At 69.4% G+C, this 21293-nt stretch carries 15 protein-coding genes; 5 read left to right on the top strand and 10 right to left on the bottom strand.

What is annotated here, in order from left to right:
• Positions 1 to 20: 20 nt before the first annotated feature.
• The 3 genes from MRB47_RS00530 to MRB47_RS00540 form a co-directional block, all read right to left on the bottom strand.
• On the bottom strand, positions 21 to 1676 hold the full coding sequence (locus tag MRB47_RS00530; RefSeq protein WP_252101593.1) for an isovaleryl-CoA dehydrogenase: 1656 nt from the start codon (positions 1674 to 1676) through the stop codon (positions 21 to 23).
• A 182-nt stretch (positions 1677 to 1858) separates the two neighbouring features.
• Positions 1859 to 2491 (bottom strand): glycine zipper family protein, encoded by a 633-nt coding sequence (locus MRB47_RS00535; RefSeq protein ID WP_252101594.1) that lies wholly within the window; start codon positions 2489 to 2491, stop codon positions 1859 to 1861.
• A 47-nt stretch (positions 2492 to 2538) separates the two neighbouring features.
• Positions 2539 to 3573 (bottom strand): homocysteine S-methyltransferase family protein, encoded by a 1035-nt coding sequence (locus MRB47_RS00540; RefSeq protein ID WP_220638269.1) that lies wholly within the window; start codon positions 3571 to 3573, stop codon positions 2539 to 2541.
• Between the two features lie 163 nt (positions 3574 to 3736).
• Here MRB47_RS00540 and recQ point away from each other — a divergent pair, with 163 nt between their 5' ends.
• Complete coding sequence (gene recQ / locus MRB47_RS00545) at positions 3737 to 5608, top strand: DNA helicase RecQ (RefSeq protein WP_012655211.1); 1872 nt, start codon at positions 3737 to 3739, stop codon at positions 5606 to 5608.
• On the opposite strand, the gene MRB47_RS00550 is transcribed toward recQ, so the two are convergent.
• From MRB47_RS00550 to MRB47_RS00580, 7 genes are all read right to left on the bottom strand, one after another.
• Positions 5609 to 6295, bottom strand: coding sequence for an anaerobic ribonucleoside-triphosphate reductase activating protein (locus MRB47_RS00550; RefSeq protein WP_252101595.1), 687 nt, complete (start codon positions 6293 to 6295; stop codon positions 5609 to 5611).
• Positions 6285 to 6476: an anaerobic ribonucleoside-triphosphate reductase gene (gene nrdD / locus MRB47_RS00555; protein WP_011803556.1), complete on the bottom strand. Its 192-nt coding sequence runs from the start codon at positions 6474 to 6476 to the stop codon at positions 6285 to 6287. The genes MRB47_RS00550 and nrdD overlap by 11 nt, the downstream gene beginning before the upstream one ends.
• Before the next feature lie 90 nt (positions 6477 to 6566).
• Entirely contained in the window at positions 6567 to 8594 is a 2028-nt protein-coding gene (locus tag MRB47_RS00560) for a ribonucleoside triphosphate reductase (RefSeq protein ID WP_252101596.1), read from the bottom strand.
• A 294-nt stretch (positions 8595 to 8888) separates the two neighbouring features.
• Positions 8889 to 10517: a putative bifunctional diguanylate cyclase/phosphodiesterase gene (locus tag MRB47_RS00565; protein WP_252102658.1), complete on the bottom strand. Its 1629-nt coding sequence runs from the start codon at positions 10515 to 10517 to the stop codon at positions 8889 to 8891.
• On the bottom strand, positions 10403 to 12217 hold the full coding sequence (locus tag MRB47_RS00570; protein WP_252101597.1) for an MASE3 domain-containing protein: 1815 nt from the start codon (positions 12215 to 12217) through the stop codon (positions 10403 to 10405). Before MRB47_RS00570 ends, MRB47_RS00565 begins: the two co-directional genes overlap by 115 nt.
• Before the next feature lie 275 nt (positions 12218 to 12492).
• Positions 12493 to 12918, bottom strand: a complete 426-nt coding sequence (locus MRB47_RS00575) for a hemerythrin domain-containing protein (protein WP_047350136.1) — start codon at positions 12916 to 12918, stop codon at positions 12493 to 12495.
• A 74-nt stretch (positions 12919 to 12992) separates the two neighbouring features.
• A complete protein-coding gene (locus MRB47_RS00580; protein ID WP_252101598.1) occupies positions 12993 to 15299 on the bottom strand; it encodes a nitric-oxide reductase large subunit in 2307 nt (768 codons plus the stop codon).
• A 273-nt stretch (positions 15300 to 15572) separates the two neighbouring features.
• On the opposite strand from MRB47_RS00580, the gene norR reads away from it, so the two are divergent.
• From norR to MRB47_RS00600, 4 genes are all read left to right on the top strand, one after another.
• Complete coding sequence (gene norR, locus MRB47_RS00585) at positions 15573 to 17183, top strand: nitric oxide reductase transcriptional regulator NorR (RefSeq protein ID WP_252101599.1); 1611 nt, start codon at positions 15573 to 15575, stop codon at positions 17181 to 17183.
• A 144-nt stretch (positions 17184 to 17327) separates the two neighbouring features.
• Complete coding sequence (locus tag MRB47_RS00590) at positions 17328 to 18377, top strand: hypothetical protein (RefSeq protein ID WP_252101600.1); 1050 nt, start codon at positions 17328 to 17330, stop codon at positions 18375 to 18377.
• An 82-nt stretch (positions 18378 to 18459) separates the two neighbouring features.
• Positions 18460 to 19848 carry an L-serine ammonia-lyase gene (locus tag MRB47_RS00595; RefSeq protein ID WP_088887953.1) on the top strand — a complete coding sequence of 463 codons (1389 nt, stop codon included), beginning with the start codon at positions 18460 to 18462 and terminating at the stop codon, positions 19846 to 19848.
• 60 nt (positions 19849 to 19908) lie between these two features.
• Positions 19909 to 21117, top strand: coding sequence for a pyridoxal phosphate-dependent aminotransferase (locus tag MRB47_RS00600; protein WP_252101601.1), 1209 nt, complete (start codon positions 19909 to 19911; stop codon positions 21115 to 21117).
• Positions 21118 to 21293: the final 176 nt, after the last annotated feature.

The following is a 21293-nucleotide window of genomic DNA, read 5'->3' on the forward strand; positions in this document are numbered from 1 at the left end:
TTTCTCTGAAGACCCGTCCACTATCCCGGAAATGCGCGCGCCAGAACCGCCGCCACATCCAGACCGCGCGTGTCGATAGCGCCCGCCACGCGGCCGGCCCCGCTGTCCGCCAGCCGCGTGGCGATGAACGCATCGGCCACGGCTGCGGGGGCCTGCTGGCGCAGCAGGCAGGCCTGGGCCAGCAGCACCAGGCGCTGGGTCAGCACGCGGCCCAGGCCTTCCAACTGCTCAGCCGGTGTGGCCAACAGGGCCTGCAGCTCGCGCGCGGCAGCGGCAATGCGCGGCTCGTCCTGCGCCGCGGCGTGCAGCTCGGTCAGCAAAGCGTGTGCGGCCTCGGGCTCGCGCTGCAGGGCGCGCAGCACGTCCAGGCACATCACGTTGCCCGAGCCTTCCCAGATGGAGTTGACGGGCGCCTCGCGGAACAGGCGCGCCATCATGCCATCCTCCACATAGCCATTACCGCCCAACACCTCCATGGCCTCGCCGGTCAGCTCCACCGCGCGCTTGCAGACCCAGAACTTGGCGGCCGGCGTCATCACGCGCTTCCAGGCACGCTGGGCGGGCGTGCCGTCGTCCTCGTACGCCTGGGCCAGGCGCATGGCCAGGTGCAGCGCGGCCTCGCTCTCCAGCGCCAGGTCGGCCAGCACCGCGCGCATCAACGGCTGCTCGGCCAGGGCCTTGCCGAAGGCGTGGCGCCGGCGCGCGTAATGGATGGCCTGCACGGTGGCCTGGCGCAGGATGGCGGCGCTGCCCACCACGCAGTTCAGGCGCGTGTAGCTGGCCATCTCGATGATGGTGGGAATGCCACGGCCTTCCTCGCCCATGAGCAGGCCCCAGGCATCCTCGAACTCCACCTCGCTGCTGGCGTTGCTGCGGTTGCCCACCTTGTCCTTCAGGCGCTGCACGCGCACGGCGTTGCGGCTGCCGTCCGGGCGCCAGCGCGGCACGTAGAAGCAGGCGAACGGGCCGCCCTCGCCGGTGCGCGCCACCACCAGGTGCGCATCGCACTGTGGCGCCGAGAAGAACCACTTGTGTCCGCGCAGCCGGTATTCGCCGCCGCGCCCGCCCGTGCCGATGGGTGTCGCCACGGTGGTGTTGGCGCGCACGTCCGACCCGCCCTGCTTCTCGGTCATGCCCATGCCCAGCCAGATGCTGGCCTTGTCCGCCACGGGCAGGTCGCGCGGGTCGTAGGCGGTGCTGTAGAGCCGGGACTGCAGCGACTGCCACAGCGCGGGCTCCTTGCGCAGCAGCGGGATGGCGGCCTGTGTCATCGTGGCGGGGCACAGCGTGCCCTGCTCCACCTGGCCGTGCAGGTAAAAGCCCGCCGCCCATGCGGCCCAGCGGCCCGGCCGCTCGTCCTGGAAGGGCCGGGAGATCAGCCCCTCGCCGCGGTACAGCGCCATGAGCTGGTGCCACGCGGGGTGGAACTCCAGCGCGTCGATGCGCCGCCCGCGCGTGTCAAAGCGCTGCAACTGCGGCGTGTGGCGGTTGGCCTGCTCGGCCAGGGCGTAGGTCTCAGCCATGCCCAGCCGTGCGGCGTAGGCGTCGAGCGCCGGGCGCGCCCAGTCGGCGCCCGCACGCTCCAGCGCCTCGCACAGCGCCGCGTCGGTGGCCAGCGGGTGGTAGTCGTTCAGCTCGGGGTATTGGTTGAAGACCTGGTGGGTGGTCCAGTCCATGGTGCGTGGCCTCCGTGTTGTCGTGGGACCAGTCTAGGAGCCTTGCGCCGCCCGGGTAAGAGGGTGAGCGCGGAAGAGGGCGACGTTCAAAGCCAAATAGGCCCATAGCGCCCAACTGGCAAGCGCGAACAGCTATGAAAACAGGAGTTCTCTCAGCGCAGCACGCGGCAGTTGCCGAACTCTCAGCGGATCGCCAGCGCGTCGCCGTTGCTGCACGGCACGCTGTAGGTCTCAAAGCCCGGCCCCTTGGCGGCGAGCGCGGCCACGGGCTGGGCATGGCAGGCTTGCTCGCGTGCCAGGCGCTCGGCGCTGTAGGCATCGGCACCCGTGGGCCGCGGGGGCGCCTCCGGTGCTACCGGCACGGACGGCGCCGCGCCCGGCTGCGGCCCGGCCACTGCCAGCGGGCTGATGCGGTGGCCCCGCACGGCCATGCAGTGCGCGACCAGCTGGCGCCGCCGCTCCAGCGCCTGCAGTCCCTGCGAGCCGCCCGCGAGTGCGCCGCCCGTGAGAGCCCAGTCGCGCACGCCGGTGTCGCTGCGCCCGAGTCCCCAGGCGAGAAACGCCGCCACCAGCGCGCCCTGGACCACGGCGTCCAGCGTCTCGCTGAGCACGCCCACCTGCTGCGCGCGGTCGCGGCAGTCCTGCAGGTCGGCGTCGTAACGGGCGCGCGCATCGACGGCGGGGTCGGGCGCCACCGGAGGCGGGGGTGGCGTGGCGCAGCCGGTGACGGCAACGCACGCGGCCACGCACAGGGCCAGCGTGGCGGTGGCCCGGCGGGGAGTTGCCGGGAAAGAAGTGCGAGGGGTGGGTTGCATGTCGCCGGGTCCTCTCAGTCGGTGGCTGGGCGCATGCGGCGTGCGCTCTAGGCTGCTTCGGTCTGGAACAGCCGGCGCGTGCCCACCGGCGCCACGGCGCGCGCAATGGCGCCGATGTGGTCCGGCGTGGTGCCGCAGCAGCCGCCCACGATGTTGACCAGCCCCTCGGCGGCGAACTCGTGCACCAGGCGGCTGGTGACCTCGGGCGTTTCGTCGAAGCCCGTGTCGCTCATCGGGTTGGGCAGGCCCGCGTTGGGGTAGCAGCTGATGAAGGTGTCGGGCGCGGCGCGGTTGAGCTCCTGGATGTAGGGGCGCATCAGCGCCGCGCCCAGCGCGCAGTTCAGGCCGATGGACAGCGGCCGCGCGTGGCGCACGCTGTGCCAGAAAGCCGTCACCGTCTGGCCCGAGAGGATGCGGCCGGACGCATCCGTCACCGTGCCGCTGATCATGATGGGCAGGCACTCGCCGGTTTCCTCGAACACCTCGTCGATGGCGAACAGCGCGGCCTTGGCGTTCAGCGTGTCGAAGATGGTCTCGACCAGCAGCACGTCGGCGCCGCCCTCGATCAGGCCGCGCGCCTGCTCGTGGTAGGCCGCGCGCAGTTGCTCGAAGGTGACGTTGCGCGCGCCGGGGTCGTTCACGTCGGGGCTGATGCTGGCGGTCTTGGGCGTGGGGCCGAGGGCGCCGGCGACGAAGCGCGGCTTGTCGGGCGTGCTGAATTTGTCACAGGCCGCGCGCGCGAGCTTGGCGCTCTCCAGGTTCATCTCGTAGGCCAGCTCGGCTAGCCCATAGTCGTCCTGCGCGATCGAGGTCGCGCCGAAGGTGTTGGTCTCGATCAGGTCGGCGCCGGCCGCGAGATACCCTTCATGGATGTCGCGGATCACGTCGGGGCGCGTGAGGCTCAGCAGCTCGTTATTGCCCTTCACGTCGCGCGCAAAGTCCTTGAAGCGCTCGCCCCGGTACTGCGCCTCGGTCAGCTTGAAGCGCTGGATCATCGTGCCCATGGCGCCGTCGAGGATGGCGATGCGTTGTTCCAGGATGGCGGGCAGCGCTTGCGCGCGGGTGTAGTGGGGCAGGGTCATGGGGCCGATTGTAGGAAGCCGGCGCCGCCCGCGGTGGCGGGCGCACAATAACGGGCTTTGCGCCATGGTGGGGCCATCCGCATGGCCGCGTTTTATAGGCCAAAAGTGCCTCTAGCGCTTATCCAATAAGCGCTGACAGCTATCAAAAAGAGAGTCTACCGGTTTGTCCCCCGCGCATTTCGTCCTGCACGACGTCTTTGGCTACGAGCAGTTCCGTGGCCCGCAGCAGGCCATCATCGACCATGTGATCGCCGGCGGCGACGCGCTGGTGCTGATGCCCACGGGCGGCGGCAAGAGCCTGTGCTACCAGGTGCCGGCCATCGTGCGGCGCGATGCGGGGCTGGGCGTGACGGTGGTGGTTTCGCCGCTGATCGCGCTGATGCACGACCAGGTGGGCGCGCTGCACGAGGCGGGGGTGGAGGCGGCCTTCCTCAACTCCACGCTGGACTGGCAGCAGACGCAGGACGTGGAGCGGCGCCTGGCGCGCGGCGAGATCACGCTGCTGTACGCCGCGCCCGAGCGCGTGACCACCGACCGCTTTCTCACGCTGCTGGACGGTCTGCATGCGCGCGGGCAGCTGGGGCTGTTCGCCATCGACGAGGCGCATTGCGTGAGCCAGTGGGGCCACGACTTCCGGCCTGAATACCGCCAGCTCGCGGTGCTGCACGAGCGCTATGCGGGCGTGCCGCGCATTGCCCTCACGGCCACGGCGGACGCGCTCACGCGCGAGGACATCGTGCAGGGCCTGCGGCTGCAGCAGGCGCGGCAGTTCGTCAGCAGCTTCGACCGGCCCAACATCCGCTACCGCATCGAGGAAAAGAAGGAGCCGCTCACGCAGCTCATGCGCTTCATCGACCGCGAGCACCTGGGCGAGGCCGGCGTGGTCTATTGCCAGTCCCGCAAGCGCGTGGAGGAACTGGCCCAGGCGCTGTGCGATGCGGGCCTGACGGCGCTGCCCTACCACGCGGGCCTGCCCGCCGAGGTGCGCCAGCAGAACCAGGACCGCTTCCTGCGCGAGGACGGCATCGTGATGGTGGCCACCATCGCCTTCGGCATGGGCATCGACAAGCCCGATGTGCGCTTTGTGGCCCATGTGGACATGCCCAAGAACATTGAGGGCTACTACCAGGAGACGGGCCGCGCGGGCCGCGACGGTCTGCCCGCCGACGCGTGGATGGCCTACGGCCTGCAGGACGTGGTGAACCAGCGCCGCATGATCGACGAGAGCCCCGCGGGCGAGGAGTTCAAGGCCGTGATGCGCGGCAAGCTGGATGCGCTGCTGGCCCTGGCCGAGGCCACGGACTGCCGGCGCGTGCGGCTGCTGGGCTACTTCGGAGAGGCGTCCGAACCCTGCGGCAATTGCGACAACTGCCTGAATCCGCCGGCCGTGTGGGACGGCACGGATGCCGCGCGCAAGCTCCTGTCCACCATCTACCGCGTGCACGAGGCCAGCGGTCTGACCTTCGGCACGGGCCACATCATGGACATCCTGCGCGGCAAGGCCACGGACAAGGTCCAGCAGTTCGGCCATGAAAAACTCTCCACCTTCGGCCTGGGCGCACAGTATTCCGAGGCGCAGCTGCGCGGCGTGCTGCGCCAGTTGCTGGCCGCCGGCGCCGTGGGGCTGCACAAGGTCACGACCGAGGGCGGCCACAGCTTTGACACGCTGGCGCTGACCGAGGGTTCGCGTCCCGTGCTGCGCGGCGAGCAGAGCGTGCTGCTGCGCGAGGCCACGGCCGCAGCCGGGCCCAAGAAGCCGCGCCGCGCCAGCGCCCCGCCGGTGGCAGCGGCCAACCTGGGACAGGATGCCCAGGTGCGTTTCATCAACCTCAAGGCCTGGCGCGCCGAGGTGGCGCGCGAGCACAACCTGCCGGCCTACGTGATCTTCCACGACGCCACGCTGGCCGCCATTGCCGAGCGCAACCCGGCCACGCTGGAGGATCTGCAGGGCATCAGCGGCATGGGTGCGAAAAAGCTGGAGGCGTACGGCGCCGAAGTGCTGCGGGTGTGCGGCGCCGGGGCCGCGGCCGGCTGATCAGGCGCACCGCAGGCTGGTGGGCAGCGGCCACTGCGTGGGCGGCGCCGTCCGGGCCCAGGGCACGCTGGCGGGCGTGCTGCATTCCTGCAGCACCCATTGGCGCACGCCTTGTGCGGCCAGGTCTTCGGCCAGCGCCTGCAGGGCCGCCGTGTCGAACAGTCCCGCGTGCCAGGTGGTGCGGCACTCGTAATCCACACCGCTGGCCTGCACGCAGCGCAGCGACTCCCAGGCGCGGTCGCCACTGCCCGGCGTGCGGGTGATGGCGTCGTAATGTGCCGGCGGCCCCTTGATGTCCAGGCCCACCCAGTCCAGCAGCGGCAACAGGGCCTGCAGCCGCTCGGGGTACATGCCGGCCGTGTGCAGGCCGGTGGCAAAGCCCAGGGCGCGTACGCGCGCGAGGGCGTCGGGCAGGGCGGCCTGCAGCGTGGGCTCGCCGCCCGAGAACACCACGCCGTCCAGCAGGCCGCGGCGCGTGTGCAGCAGTTGCTCCACTTCGCTCCAGCGGTGCGGCGCGGGCGCGGCCGCGTCCAGCAGCCCGGCGTTGTGGCAATAGCCGCAGCGCCAGGGGCAGCCCTGGCAGAACACCACGGCGGCCAGCCTGCCGGGAAAGTCGATGGTGGTCAGCGGCGTGATGCCGCCGACGCGCAGCGCCTCGGCGGCGGTGTGGCTGGTCCTAGCAGGCACGGCCCGGCTCGGCGAAGAACTGGCGTTCGTTGTGTTCGCCCTGCTTGCCGGTGTTGAAGCTGGCCACGGGGCGGTGGTAGCCCATGACGCGCGTCCAGACCTCGCAGGGCTGGCGCTCGGCGTCGGTCAGCTGCACGGCGGTGGCCAGGGCGGTGTTCTCGGTGGCGGAAAAGTGGGTCATGACAAGCTCCTTGGTTGGTGGTGGAAGAACTTCAAAAACAATAGCTGTTGGCGCTTGCTGCATAAGCGCTAGAGGCTGATTTCATTCAAGTCACGCCGCCAGCCGCGCGCGCTTGGCGGCCAGGCGCTCCTCGTCGCAGCGCGGGCAGAACTTGTGCTCGCCGGCCAGGTAGCCGTGCGTGGGGCAGATGGAGAAGGTGGGCGTGACGGTGATGTAGGGCAGGCGGAAGTGGGTGAGCGCCCGTTTCACCAGCTCGCGGCAGGCCGCGCCGCTGGAGATGCGCTCGCCCATGTACAGGTGCAGCACCGTGCCGCCGGTGTACTTGCCCTGCAGCGCCTCTTGCCGCTGCAGCGCCTCGAACGGGTCGTCGGTGAAGCCCACGGGCAGCTGCGAGCTGTTGGTGTAGTAGGGTTGCGCCTCGGTGCCGGCTTGCAGGATGGCGGGCCAGCGCTTCTTGTCTTCTTTGGCAAAGCGGTAGGTGGTGCCTTCGGCGGGCGTGGCTTCCAGGTTGTAGAGGTGGCCGGTCTCTTCCTGGAACTGCACGATGCGCGCGCGCACATGGTCCAGCAGGCGCAGGGCGAACTGGTGACCCCAGTCGCTGGTGATGTCGTGCGCGTCGCCGGTGAAGTTGCGCACCATCTCGTTGATGCCGTTGACGCCCAGCGTGCTGAAGTGGTTGCGCAGCGTGCCCAGGTAGCGCTTGGTGTACGGGAACAGGCCCTGGTCCATCAGGCGCTGGATGAGCTTGCGCTTGACCTCCAGGCTCTGCTTGCCCAGTTCCAGCAGGCGGTCCAGCGCCGCCAGCAGGGCTGCCTCGTCGCCCGCGTGCAGATAGCCCAGGCGCGCGCAGTTGACGGTGACCACGCCCAGGCTGCCGGTCTGCTCGGCGCTGCCGAACAGGCCGTTGCCGCGCTTGAGCAGCTCGCGCAGGTCCAGCTGCAGGCGGCAGCACATGGAGCGCACCATGTTGGGCGACAGCTCGGAGTTGATGAAGTTCTGGAAGTACGGCAGGCCGTACTTGGCCGTCATGTCGAACAGGGCGACGGCGTTCTCACTCTCCCACGGGAAGTCGGGCGTGATGTTGTAGGTGGGGATGGGGAAGGTGAACACGCGGCCCTTGGCATCGCCCGTGGTCATCACGTCGATGTAGGCGCGGTTGATGACGTCCATCTCGGCCTGCAGCTCGCCGTAGCAAAACGGCATCTCCACGCCGCCGATTACCGGCACCTGCTCGCGCAGATCCTCAGGGCAGGTCCAGTCGAAGGTGAGGTTGGTGAACGGCGTCTGCGTGCCCCAGCGCGAGGGCACGTTGAGGTTGTAGACCAGCTCCTGGATGCACTGGCGCACGGCGGCGTAGTCCATGCCATCCTTGCGCACGAAGGGCGCCATGTAGGTGTCGAACGACGAGAACGCCTGCGCACCCGCCCACTCGTTCTGCAGCGTGCCGAGGAAGTTCACGATCTGCCCCACGGCGGAGCTCATGTGCTTCGGCGGCCCCGCCTCCACCTTGCCCGGCACGCCGTTGAGCCCCTCGTGCAGCAGCGTGCGCAGCGACCAGCCCGCGCAGTAGCCGCTGAGCATGTCGAGGTCGTGGATGTGGATGTCGCCATTGCGGTGCGCCTCGCCGATCTCGGGTGCGTAGACGTGCGAGAGCCAGTAGTTGGCCGTCACCTTGCCTGCCACGTTCAGGATCAGCCCGCCCAGCGAGTAGCCCTGGTTGGCGTTGGCGTTCACGCGCCAGTCGGCGCGCGTGAGGTATTCGTTGATGGAGCTTTCCACATGCACCAGCGTCTGCCGGTCGGCGCGCAGGGTGGCGTGGCGCTGGCGGTAGGCCATGTAGGCGCGCGCGGTCTGCAGATGGTTGGCGGCGATCAGCGTCTGCTCCACCACGTCCTGGATCTGCTCGATGGTCGGTGCCTCGCCATGGAAGCGGTGGATCAGCACCTTGGTGGCCTGCGCCGTGAGCAGACGGGCCTCGTCCTCGCCGAACTCGCCCGTGGCCTGGCCGGCCCGGGCGATGGCCGACTGGATGCGCGCAGCATCGAAAGGCGTGCGCTCGCCGTTGCGTTGGATGACGTCGCGCGGCAGGCTGGCGACGATCGGAGATGGTGGTGTCATGGCAACCCTTAAACACTACATATAGTGTTCACCATACCTATCAAACACTATAGGTAGTTTGATCAGGCACAAACCGCAGGGCAGAAAAGGGCCTGTGCAGAGGGGGGCTGCGGTGCGCGGCTTGTGGCCCGAGCGCCACGGGGTGGGGCCGCAGCAGGCCCGCGCCCGAGAGGCTGGGCGGGGGATGGGGGCGCCGTGGAGGGTTTGACGCCGTTTGGCCTTCTGGCGCTGGAGGGGTAAGCGCTGGAAGCTATTAAAACAGTAGCAACCGGGTTGCGTGCGGCGCGACGCGTGTCAGGCCAACTCGACGCCGGCCTGCGCATTGCGCACAAAGGCCTCGAACGCGACGGGCTCCAGCGGCCGGCTGTACCAGTAGCCTTGCATTTCGTCGCAGCCGCAGGCCTGCAGCAACGCGGCCTGCTCGGCCGTCTCCACGCCTTCGGCAATGGTGGCCATGCGCAGGCTGTGGGCCATCTTGATGATGGCCGTCACGATGGCCTGGTCGCTGGCCTGGTGGGCGAGTTCACGGACGAAGGACTGGTCGATCTTGAGTTTGTCGATGGCGTAGCGCTTGAGGTAGCTCATGGAGGAATAGCCTGTGCCGAAGTCGTCCAGCGCCACGCGAAAGCCCACCTCATGCAGGCGGCGGATGGTGGTCTCGGCCTGTTCCGGGTTTTTCAGCGCGACGGCCTCGGTCAGCTCCACCTCGATGCGCTGGGGTGAAACGTCCATGCGCTGCAGGATGCGCACCAGCTCCTCGACGAAGTGCGGCCGCGCGAACTGCGCAGCCGATACGTTCACTGCCACCACCAGCGGCGGCAGGCCCGCGGCATCCCAGGCGCGCAACTGCTGCGCCACCTGCTCTACCACCCAGAAATCGATGGCCACGATGGAGCCGCTTTGTTCGGCGATCGGGATGAACTCGGCCGGAGACACCAGCCCCCAGCGCGGATGGCGCCAGCGCAGCAGGGCCTCGGCGCCCGCCAGCGCGCCGCTGCCCAGCTTGCGCTGGGGCTGGAACACCAGGAACAGCTCGCCGCGGTGCGCCGCGTCCTTGAGGCCGGCGGCCAGCTCCAGCGAACGTTGCGTGTGCGCCTGCATCTCGGGTGCGAAGAAGCGCAGCCCGTTGCGCCCGTCCTGCTTGACGCGGTACATCGCCACTTCCGCGGCGGACGCCAAGGTGCTGGCGGTGCGCGCGTCGTCGGGGTAGACGGCGATGCCGGCCGACGCGCTGACCGACACGGCATGGCCGTGGATCTGCAGTGTGGTCTGCAGCTGCGCCAGCGCATCCTGCGCCAGCAGCGCCACCGCCGCCTGGTCCGCCAGGGGCACGATGGCCGTGAACGCGTCGCCCGAATAGCGCGCCACGGGAATGTGCGGCGCCAGGCAGGCGCGCAGCCGGTTGCCCATCTCCAACAGCAACTCGTCACCGGCTGCGTGGCCCAGGGTTTCGTTCACCAGCTTGAAGTTGTCCAGGTCGAACCACAGCACCGACACCCGTTCGTGGCTTGCGTCGGCGCGGTCGATGGCTTGCGTCAACTGTTCGTCGAAGGCTTTCTTGTTGAGCAGGCCGGTCAGCGTGTCGTAGTTGGAGAGCGCGCGGATGCGCTCCTCCGCCTCGCGCCGCTGCGTGATGTCCTCCATGTGCGCGACGTAATGCGTCACTTCGCCGAACACGTCGCGAACGGGGTAAAGCGAGGCGTTTTCCGTATAGACCTGTCCGTTCTTGCGGCGGTTGATGAGTTCCCCCTGCCAGGGCAGGCCGCGCGGCAGCTTGGTCCACATATCGGCATAGGTGGTCTGCGGCGTCAGTCCCGACTGCAGCACGCGCGGGTTGCGGCCCAGCACCTCTTGTGCGCCGTAGCCGCTGACTTCGTTGAAGGCCTTGTTGACGTAGACGATGCTGGCGTCGATGTCGGTGATGACCACCGGACTGGGGCTCTGGTCCAGCGCCTCCGACAGGCGGTGGATGACGGCCTCCTGGCGGCGCTGGGCCGTGTGTTTCCAGAGGCGTCGGCCACGGTCTGCAGCGCCTGTGCGTCGCGTGGGTGATAGTCCCGCGCCTTGCCGGCCACGCCCAGCAGCAGGCGCGGCCTGCCGCCTTCCACTACGGGCACGCAAGCCCAGCGGGCCGTCGCGCCGCCCGGTGCGCGCCCAGCCGCCGCATCGTGCGGCGCGTTCGTCACCACGGCGCGGCGTTCGCGCAGGGCGGTTTCCCACGGCGGCATGTCGGGCGGGGCGTTCTCGTGCGAGCAGGCGGCCAGTGAGGTGCCGCGTGCGTCGTCGTGCACGAAGTACAGCACGGCCAGCGCGCTGCCGGTCAGGGTCTGGACATGCGCCAGGCCGCGGCGCAGCAGGTCTGCCTCGGGCTGGTGGATGTCGTGCTGCTGCAGGTCCAGCAGGGCGGCGTTCAGGCCGGCCTCGGAGCGAATGCGCTCCTCGTTCTCCACGGTGGGCGTGATGTCGCGCGACAGCATCAGGAAGGTGTCGGGCTGGCCCGCGACCGCGGATTTGCGGGAGACGGACAGCTCGAAATGCCGCTCGCCCAGGGGCAGCGGCAACGTGATGCGCTGGCCGCGGCTCATGCCCGTGCGTTCAGCCTCCGCCAGTGCCTCGAAACACTGCGCGGCCGCCGGCGGCGGCAGCGCTTCGTCCAGCGTCTTTCCCAGCAACTGGGGCAGCGGGGTCATGAGCTTGCTGGTCTCGTTGGCGTGCACCGCGAGGTACGCCCCCTTGCGGTCCACCTCGAACAGCAGGTCGGGCAGCGTGTTCAGCGTGGCCCGCTGCCGGGCCTCGGCGGCGCGCAGGTCCAGGTACGGGATCTGCACCGTTTCCACGAACAGGCCGCGGTACAGGAAGCCATAGGCCAGGATCTTGTAGAAGTGGCCGGCGACGTTGTACACATCGGTCACGTTGGCGTAGAGCGTGAAGAAGATCTCGCTCATGGCCATGGTGAACGATGCCAGCGCCAGGTGCGACAGACCGAACTCGCGCGCATGGCGCAGTTGCGTGAGAAAGCCCACGCCCGCCAGCACGTACGCGGTTGCCAGCGCGTATTCAAAACGGACCTTGAAGGGCGTGAGCCCTGCCTCGGGCGTGAAGGTGCGGGGCAGCCACTGCGGATGCCCCAGCAGCACGTAGTGCACCGCGCCCACCAGCAGCGCCACCCACAACAGCCCCGCGTAGCGCGAGCGGCGGCCCAGCCATTCATTCCAGCGGTGGGGCCATAACGCGGCCCACAGCAGGGCCAGCGCCGCCAGCGCGCGCGCGGCCAGCCAAAAGTTGATGGCCTTTTCCGGGTCGCTGGGGGTCACGAAGTCCGGCATGCCGGCGTAGGACAGGCTGTGGGTCAGGTCCAGCACCGCCACGCCCAGCAGTCCCAGGCCGAGTACCAGCACCCGCCCGTTGGGCCGGTACCTTTGCGTGGCCCAACTGATGCTGAACACCATTGCCGCCACGCCGATGGACACGACCTCCATCGCGGTGTGCAGCGGCAGGTAGCCCGCCATGCCGCGCGCGGCATCCGGCGCGGGCAGGGTCTTCAACAGCCACAGGCTGACCAGCAGCACGGCGAACCAGATGAGGGACTGGCGGAACTCCTGGCGGTGGGCGGGGTGCATCATGTGCGGCGTGGTGGTGGGTCGATGCCAGGGGCGCGTGGACGCGGTACCCGTGCAAATGTAGGCAGACGTTACATCACGGCCGTGATTGTGCGGGCGATCGCCCCACAAAAACGACAAGCCCGCCGGCAGCCGCGGAGGGGCCCGCGCGGCGAAAAAAAAGCCGGCACAAGGCCGGCTGAAAAGCAAGGTGCCCCTAAGGCCTTGCCGATGGAAACGTTTTCGAGCTGCAGCGCTCTACAGGTAAGCGCTTACAACTATGAAAAATAGAGCGAACCTTAATGCGCCAGGGCCTCCTCGGCCTCGATGCGCGGGTAGAAGTCGCGGTTTTCGCGCTGCATGCGTTCGTACACATGGCGCAGCACGGTGTTGGCATCTGCACGGAAACCCTCGGCGTCCGTGCGCACGCGCTCCGGCGTGTTCCAGCGCCGTGCGAAGTCCATGTACGCCGCGGCAATCGCCCCCATCTCACGCTGGAACTGTTCGCCCAGGCGTGCCAGTTCCGCGTCGGCGCCTTGGCGCAGCGCGGGGTACAGCAGGCGGTCCTCGACGGCCAGGTGCAGCTTGATGGTGGAACTCATGGCCACGATGCCCTGCGCAATCGCCGTCGCGTTGTGCTCCACGCCGCTGTGTGCCAGCTGGCGCAGGGTGGCGATCTGGCCCAGGATGTCCCGGTGCTCGTGCTTGAAGCGGTCGATGTTCATGGCAGTTCTTCAAAAGGTCCGAGGGTGGGACCGGGCGCGCCGCGCGGGGCGGCGCACCCGGTATCCGCGGTGCGTCAGCGGTTGGCGCCTGCCAGGGCTCCGGTGCTCGGGGCGGCCGGGGCGCGGGGGGCGAACAGCACGCCGCTCACCACCTGCCAGGTCACGCACAGGGCGCCGGTGATGAACACCAGGTCACCGAAGGTACGCACCCAGCGCAGGGTCTCCAGGAACGGCTGCTGCAGGAATTCCTCACTGCGGGCGTACCACGTGCCGTGGGCCACGCTGGCGTGGAACTGGAACAGGCCGATCGGCAGCAGGCTGGTCGCGATCATCAGCACCAGGCCGGCGTTGAGCCACCAGAAGCCGGTCTTCATCAGGCGCTCGTTGAACACCATCTGGGGACGCACGTAGCGCAGCACCAGCAGCGTGAAGCCCAGGGCCAGGAAGCCATACACCCCGAACAGTGCGGCGTGGGCGTGCACCGGCGTGGTGTTCAGACCCTGGATGTAGTACAGCGAGATCGGCGGGTTGATCATGAAGCCGAACACACCGGCGCCCAGCATGTTCCAGAAGGCCACGGCGACGAAGCACATCAGCGGCCACTTCAGGTTCTTCATCCAGGTGGCCTTGTGCTGCAGGCTCCAGTGCTCCCAGGCTTCATGGCCCAGCACCACCAGCGGCACCACTTCCAGCGCGCTGAAGGAGGCACCCACGGCCATCACCGGAGTGGTGGTGCCCGAGAAGTACAGGTGGTGGAAGGTACCGGGCACGCCGCCCAGCATGAACAGCGAGGCAGATGCCAGGCTGGCAGCCGTGGCCATGCGGTAGGACACCAGGCCCAGGGTCGAGAAGATGAAGGCCAGTGCCGTGGTGGCGAACACTTCAAAGAAGCCTTCCACCCACAGGTGCACCACCCACCAGCGCCAGTACTCCATCACCGAGATGTGGGTGCGCTCGCCGTAGAACAGGCCGGTGCCGTAGAACAGGCCGATACACACCACCGAGGAGGTCAGCAGTGCCAGCAGGTTCTTGTCCTGGCCGTTGGGGGCCAGCAGGGCGGGGAAGATGGCGCGGGCCATCAGCACCAGCCAGAAGGCGATGCCGGCGAACTTGCCGATCTGCCAGAGGCGGCCCAGGTCCACGTACTCATAGCCCTGGTGGCCCAGCCAGAAGTTCCACTCGGCCGGCATGATCTGCGCGATGGCGAAGTAGTTGCCGATGAACGACCCCACGCAGACCACGACCAGTGCCCAGAACAGCACGTCCACGCCGAGCTTCTGGTACTTGGGATCCTTGCCGCCGTTGATCACGGGTGCAAGGAACAGGCCTGCGGCGAGGAAGCCGGTGGCGATCCAGAACAGTGCGGCCTGCAAGTGCCACGTACGCACCAGCGAGTAGGGCAGGTACTGGGAGATTTCCACGCCGTAGAACGTCTGGCCTTCCACCGTGTAGTGCGCGGTGAAACCACCCAGCAGCACCTGTGCGGTGAACAGCGCCACCACCAGGAACAGGTACTTGCCCAGGGCGCGCTGCGAAGGCGTCAGGGCCACGCGGGACAGCGGGTCGTGCTGGGGAGGGGTGGGGTCCTGCTCGTCGTGCTTGCGCAGGAAGGCCCAGCCCCACACGAGGAAGCCCACGCCGGCCATCATGACCACCACGCTCATCACCGACCAGACCAAGTTCTCACCGGTGGGCTGGTTGCCGACCAGGGGCTCGTGCGGCCAGTTGTTGGTGTAGGTGGCGCCGGTGCCGCCGTTGTCGGCGGGACGCTCGGTGGAGGCGGCCCAGGAGGTCCAGAAGAAGAAGCCGGCCATCTGCGCGCGGCGCTCGGCGCTGGGCAGGGTGTTCTCCTTCATGGCGTAGCTCTCGCGCGTCTTCTGCAACGAGGGATCGTTGCTGAACAGCTTGTCGTAGTACTGGGCGGTCATGGCGATGGCCTCGGCGCGCAGCGGCGAGATCACCATCGTGTCCGTGGCCTTGTCGTAGGTGTTGGTGCGGTACTCGGTCTTGAGCCGGTCACGCAGCACTGCCTGCTGGCCCACGTCCAGATCGGCAAACGCCTTGCCATGGTCTTTCTGCGCGGCCAGTTCGAGCCAGGCTGTCAGCTCGCGGTGCAGCCAGTCGGCCGTCCAGTCGGGCGCCTGGTAGGCACCGTGGCCCAGGATGGAGCCCAGCTGCATGCCGCCCACCGACTGCCAGGCGGTCTGGCCGTCGAGGATGCCGTCCTTGGTGTAGAGCGGCTTGTCGCTGCCCTGCACCAGCACCTGCCCCGGGATCGGCGGCGCGGTGCGGTAGACCTCTGCGCCGTAGAAGCCCAGCAGGCTGAAGGTGACAATCAACACGCCTATCAGCGTGTACCAATACTTGGCGTACTTACCCATGTTGGGCCTCCGTCATTGTGTTTATCAAGCGGTGCAGCGGGGCGAAGGGTGGGGGGACTTTCCTTGCGCCCTCGCAAGGGTGCGCGGGCCGGGCCCGGCACACCGTGGGGGAGGGGGAGTAACGATGCATGGTCGAACAGTCGCGGTAAGAGATGCCTCCCCTCTCGCAATCCCTGGGCCAGCGGCTCTGCCATGAAAAATCAAGGGTTTACACCATCGTGGGTAAAATAGACCCATGTCAATTTGGGTAAAAAACACCTTTAAAGGGTTTTTATGACCACTGTTGAGGCATCGCCCGCGGCCGCCACCTCCGCACTGCTGCTGTGCGCCGACCTGGGGGCCGAGCTGCCCCAGGCCGTGCGCCTGCAGCGCCTGGTGGACCTGCTGCGCACGCAGTTCGGCTGCGGGGCCGTGGCCCTGCTGCGGCTGGAGGAGGAGCGCCTGCGCCCCGTGGCCGTCACCGGGCTGGTGAGCGACGCCCTGGGCCGGCGTTTTGCCGTAGGCCAGCACCCACGGCTGGCGGCCATCCTCACGCGGCGCGAGGTGACCTGCTTCGAGCACGACAGCCAGTTGCCCGACCCCTACGACGGCCTGCTCGACACCCTGGTGGGCGAGCCGCTGCCCGTGCACGACTGCATGGGTGTGGCCCTGCACGTGGAGGGGCGGCCCTGGGGCGTGCTCACGCTGGATGCCCTGGCCACCGGCACTTTCGGACCCGCCGCGCGCCAGCGGCTGGGCCAGTGGGTGCCGCTGGTGGAGGCCGTGGTGCGCGTGGCGCGGCTGGAGCAGGAACTGCGCACCCTGCGCATGGCCGCGACCGGCCCGGCCGAAGGCGACCTGGCGCTGGCGACGCCCGAGCGCGGCGGCGCTGGCGAGCTGGAGATCGTGGGCGAAAGCCCGGCCCTCAAGCGGCTGCTGCATGAGCTGAGCGTGGTGGCCGCGTCCGAGCTGCCCGTGCTGCTGCTGGGCGAGACCGGCGTGGGCAAGGAGCTGTTCGCGCGGCTGCTGCACCACCAGTCGCCGCGGCGCGCCCGCCCGCTGGTGCACGTGAACTGCGCGGCGCTGCCCGAGTCGCTGGCCGAGAGCGAGCTGTTCGGCCACGTGCGCGGCGCGTTCTCGGGCGCGGTGAGTGACCGCGCGGGCCGCTTCGAGGCCGCCGAGGGCGGCACGCTGTTCCTGGACGAGGTGGGGGAGCTGCCCCTGTCCGTGCAGGCCAAGCTGTTGCGCACGCTGCAAAACGGCGAGATCCAGCGCCTGGGCGCCGACCGCCCGCGCAGCGTGCACGTGCGCGTGATTGCGGCGACCAACCGCAACCTGCGCGAGCAGGTGGCCAGCGGGGCCTTCCGCGCCGACCTGTACCACCGCCTCTCGGTCTACCCCGTGCCCATTCCCCCGCTGCGCGAGCGGGGCAACGACGTGCTGGTGCTGGCCGGGCGCTTTTTGGAGCTCAACCGTGCCCGCCTGGGGCTGCGCAGCCTGCGCCTGTCGCCTGACGCGCAGGCCGCGCTGCGCCGCTACCGCTGGCCGGGCAACGTGCGCGAGCTGGAACACGTGATCAGCCGCGCCGCGCTCAAGGCCCTGAGCCGCGGCGTGGACCGCAACGAGATCGTCACCCTGGAGGCCGGCCTGCTGGACCTGGACGCGCTGGACGAACCCGTGGCCACGCCCCGCAGCGATGCCCCCATGGCACCCGCGGCAGGCGGCGCCTTGTCGTTGGCCGCGCCCACGGGCACGCTGCGCGACGCGGTGGATGCCTGCCAGCGCCAGGTCCTGAATGCCGCTCTGGTGGCGCACGGCGGCAACTGGGCGCAGGCCGCGCGCACGCTGGACGTGGACCCCAGCAACCTGCACAAGCTCGCGCGGCGGCTGGGCCTCAAGGGATGAGGCTCCGCGCAGGGTTTTGAAACAAAATTGCCTCTAGCGCTTATCCAGTAAGCGGTAGAAGCTATTAATTGAGTAGCAAAAAGCCTCCCCTCGGGAGGCCGCCACCGTTGGCGCGGGGCTCGCGCTCTGCGACACTGGGGCGCCATGGCCTCCTCCATCGACCCGCCCCGTCCGCCGCTGGCACCCACCGTGCGCGTGCTGGCCGAGGCTGCGCTGCAGCGGCAGAACTGGCTGCTGGCCGCGCCGGCAGCGCCCACCCCGGCGGGCGCCGCGCCAGCAGGCTCCGCGCCGACCGACGCTCCCCCTGTGCCGTTTTCGCCAAACCTGCTGCCGACGGCGCTGCCCCCCATGCCTGCCGTGCCGGCAGGCCGTGAGCGGGTAAGCCTTTCCGATCAGGCACGCCAGGGCTTGCAGGCGATGGCTGGCGGCGCGGTTGCACCGTCCAGGGCAGCGGCCGCATCCCACGGGCCGGCGGCTCTTTCCGCCGATGCCGTGGCCGACGAGGGCGCTTCTGCGCGCGCCGCGGCCATCCCTGCGCCGTGGCCTGCCCAGGGTGTGGGGGCGCCGCTGCTGCGGCTGTTGAATACGCTGGTGCAGCAACTCGGCCCGGCAGGCGGCGCGGCGCCGCGTGTGCTGGCGGCCCAGCCGTGGCCCGCCGGCACCGACCCGGCGGCCGGCGGCACCGGACTGCCGGCTTTGCAGATTGCGCGCGTGGCGCAAGGCATGGTGTACACGCCCGACGGTGCGCGCGGCTTCACGCTCACGCTGCGCCTGCCTGCTGCCGCAATGCCTGCGCTGCCGTCTGCGCCCACCGCGCCAGCGGCCCTGTCGGTGGGCTTTGCCGGACCGCCACAGGCGCTGGCGCCCGGACTGTTCGCGCTGGTGCTGCAAGGCCCGGGCGCCGCGGGCCAGCGCACCAGCGGGTGGCTGTCGCTGGACCTGGCGCCGGCACCCGGTGCGGCCGCCGTGGTGTACGGGCGCGACCCGCTGCAGGCGCGCACCGACCCCTGGCTGGCCCTGGCCGCGCTGCAGGCCAGCGGCCAGTCGCGTGTGCAAGAACACGACCGTGCGGCCGAGCCCCCCTGCAGCGCGCCCGGCTGCCCCTACGAAGGCCGCGCACCCTGCGTGCAGCCCTTCTGCCTGGCGCTGCGCGTGCAGCCGGCGCCGCTTGCGGCACCGACGGGGCCTGGCTAGGGCGAAACACCCGATTCCCTTGCCATCGCGACCGCGCCAGCATGGCGCACGACCGTAACCCTTGCCCTCTGGAGTCTTGCCCATGGCCGTCAGCGTTTTCGACTTGTTCAAGATTGGCATCGGGCCGTCCAGTTCGCACACCGTGGGGCCCATGCGCGCTGCGCGGCTGTTCGCGCAGCGGCTGGCGCGCGAGGGGGTGCTGGCGCAGGTGGCGCGCGTGCGCAGCACGCTCTACGGCTCGCTGGGCGCCACGGGGCGCGGGCACGCGAGCGACCGCGCCGTACTGCTGGGCCTGGCCGGCCATGCGCCGGACACCGTGGAGGTGGACGCCATCGAGCCGCTCATCGCCCGCATCCGCAGCCGGCGCCGCCTGCCGCTGGCCGACGGCCCCGAAGTGGCATTCGACGAGGCGGCCGACCTGCTGCTGGTGCCCGACGTCACGCTGCCACTGCACGCCAACGGCATGCGTTTCGAGGCTTTCGATGCGGCGGGCGGCACGCTGGCCGCGCAGGTGTACTACTCGGTGGGCGGCGGCTTCATCGTGAGCGAGGAGGCGGCCGCCGACGCACAGCGCCAGGCCGCCATCGCGCCCGACACCGAGGTGCTGCCGCTGCCCTTTCACAGTGGCGAACAGCTGCTGGCGCAGGCCGCGGCGCAGGGCGGATCGATCGCGCAGGTGATGCGCCTGAACGAACGCCACTGGCGCACCGACGCCGAGATCGACGCCGGCCTGCTCGCCATCTGGCGCGCCATGCAGGACTGCGTGGCGCGCGGCTGCAGCGTGGGCGGCGTGCTGCCCGGCGGCTTCCAAGTGCGCCGGCGTGCGCCCGCGCTGCACCAGGCGCTGCAGAACGCGCCCGACACCCAGCAGGACCCGCTGCAGGTGATCGACTGGGTGAACCTGTTCGCCCTGGCCGTGAACGAGGAGAATGCCGCCGGCGGGCGCGTGGTCACGGCCCCCACCAATGGCGCGGCGGGCATCGTGCCAGCAGTGCTGCATTACTACTGGCGCTTCATTCCCGGCGCTACCGAGGCTGGCGTGGTCGACTTCCTGCTCACGGCTGGCGCCATCGGCATCCTGTACAAGGAGAACGCCTCCATCTCGGGCGCCGAGGTCGGTTGCCAGGGCGAGGTGGGGGTGGCCTGCTCCATGGCTGCGGCGGGCCTGTGCGCCGTGCTGGGCGGTACGCCCGCGCAGGTGGAGAACGCCGCCGAGATCGGCATGGAGCACCACCTGGGCCTGACCTGCGACCCGGTGGGCGGGCTGGTGCAGATCCCGTGCATCGAGCGCAACGCCCTGGCTTCGGTGAAGGCCATCAACGCCGCGCGCATGGCGCTGCATGGCGACGGGACGCACCATGTGAGCCTGGACCAGGTCATCAAGACCATGCGCGAGACCGGCGCGGACATGATGACCAAGTACAAGGAGACTTCGCGCGGTGGCCTCGCGGTGAACATCGTGGAGTGCTGACGCGCTACGACCCGTAGCGCCCTGTTTCCCATACCTTTTCGCTTTCCATCCCTGGCCCGCATGCACAACCCCGCTTCGCCCACCGATACCCTCCTGCCCGCCCTGGCGCGGCCCGCCATCCAGAGCCTGGGCGGATCGCTGATCCGCGAAGTCGCCAACACCGGCATGGGCCGTGCGGACGTGCTGCCCTTCTGGTTTGGCGAGTCCGACCGGCCCACGCCGCAGTTCATCCGGGATGCGGCGGCGCAGTCGCTCGGTTCGGGCGAGACGTTCTATTCGCAGAATCTGGGCCGGCCCTACCTGCGCGAGGCCATCGCGCAATATCTGTCGGACCTGCACGGACGCGAGGTGTCCGCCCAGCGCATCGGCGCTGTGGCCTCGGGCGATACCGGGCTGATGCTTACCTGCCAGATGCTGCTGTCGCCGGGCGACCGCGTGGTGGCCGTCACGCCGCTGTGGCCCAACCTGCTGGAGATGCCGCGCATCCTGGGCGCGCAGGTTGAACGCGTGCCGCTGGCGGTGCGGGGCGGGCGCTGGACGCTTGCGCTGGATCGGCTGCTGGATGCGCTCACGCCGGGCACGCGCATGCTCATCCTCAATTCACCCAACAACCCCACGGGCTGGACCATCGATGAGGAAAGCCTGGTGGCGATCCTCGCGCACTGCCGCCGCCATGGCATCTGGATCCTGAGCGACGACGTGTACGAGCGTCTGGTATACGACCCGCAGCTGGCCAGCGCACCTTCTTTCCTGCGCCACTACGCACCGGGCGACCGCATCATCTCGGTCAACAGTTGTTCCAAGGCGTGGTGCATGACGGGTTGGCGCGCGGGTTGGATGGTGGTGCCCGAGGCGCTGGAGGCCGACCTGGGCAAGGTTATTGAATACAACTTTTCCTGCATCTTCGAGCCTGTGCAGCGCGCCGCAACGGTGGCTTTGCAGCAGGGCGAGGCGCATGTGGCGCAGCTGCGCGCGGGCCTCGTGGAAAGCCGCCGGCTGCTGGTGCAAGCGCTGCGTGCCGTGCCGGGTGTGGAAGTGCCCGATGCCGGCGGGGCGATGTACGTGTTCTTCCGCCTGGCGGGCTTTGACGACTCCCTGGCGCTTGCCAAACATCTGGTGAGCGAGGTCGGCTTGGGCCTGGCGCCGGGCGCGGCCTTCGGCCCCGAGGGTGAAGGCTGGCTGCGCTGGTGCCACGCGGTGTCCGACGGGGCCAGACTGCGTGAGGGCGTGGAGCGTCTTGCGCGATTCGTGCAGCGTGCCACGGCTTGACAGGCGTGTGCGGCCGGCGGCCGCAGTCACCACGTGTACACGCGTCCCCGCCGTCCTTTCAACCTGCCTAAGCATGGGTTGCTGAATCACGAAGCGTGTCTCCCATGAAACCCTGAGCCGTCGCCGTCAGCCTGCCCTTATCGTGTGGTGAACCCCATTGCACACGACAAGGACAC

Source organism: Diaphorobacter sp. LI3 (genome assembly GCF_022807955.1).
Taxonomy (GTDB): Bacteria; Pseudomonadota; Gammaproteobacteria; order Burkholderiales; family Burkholderiaceae_C; genus Diaphorobacter; species Diaphorobacter nitroreducens.